Source organism: Vibrio sp. 10N.222.49.C9, from assembly GCF_041474985.1.
GTDB classification, from domain to species: Bacteria; Pseudomonadota; Gammaproteobacteria; order Enterobacterales; family Vibrionaceae; genus Vibrio; species Vibrio crassostreae_C.
Genome location: NZ_JBFRVD010000764.1, coordinates 1 through 488, shown reverse-complemented (window position 1 = coordinate 488; position 488 = coordinate 1). Strand labels below are relative to the sequence as shown.

The following is a 488-nucleotide window of genomic DNA, read 5'->3' as shown; positions in this document are numbered from 1 at the left end:
AGGTGCTTACTTTGATGAGTGAGAGACCATCAAGATGATGAACCAGAAAATTACTTTCCCTTTTGTGAAAAAGCAGATAGACAGGGGATTGCGTTTGGGTCATTCATCTCCTGCAAAGATGGCTTACTACTTAAATCAGCAGCGCGTTCCATGCCAATACGAGCATTATTGGTCGGGAAGCGCCGTGAAGTCTTTGATGGTTTACATTAAGGATGCGGAACATCGAGAGGCATTATTGGCTCCACCAGCATCACAGTTATTGACTTGATATCCTTGCTATGCCATGGCAAATCTAGCGTTGAGATTCTGGCTTTAACTGCAGATATTGCTTTAGCGTGCCAACGAAAATAAGAAGGATGATCGCGCTATGTGGCACGGCACTGATATTGCCGATGTAGAGTTGATAAGGCAGCGCCAACAAGTTACATGCTATCCCCAAAAAAGCGTATTGAAATCTATCGACAGATTTTGATGCGAGGAATGTGAAC

The 488-nt window shown here is 43.9% G+C and carries 2 protein-coding genes; one reads left to right on the top strand and one right to left on the bottom strand.

The genetic code is table 11. From position 1 onward, the window contains the following. The first annotated feature begins 34 nt into the window (after positions 1–34). On the top strand, positions 35–268 hold the full coding sequence (locus AB4585_RS25480) for a hypothetical protein (protein WP_065211346.1): 234 nt from the start codon (positions 35–37) through the stop codon (positions 266–268). A gap of 24 nt (positions 269–292) precedes the next feature. Here the strand turns inward: AB4585_RS25480 and AB4585_RS25475 are convergent. Then, on the bottom strand, positions 293–488 hold a 196-nt coding region (locus AB4585_RS25475; RefSeq protein ID WP_372171568.1), incomplete at its 5' end, for a hypothetical protein.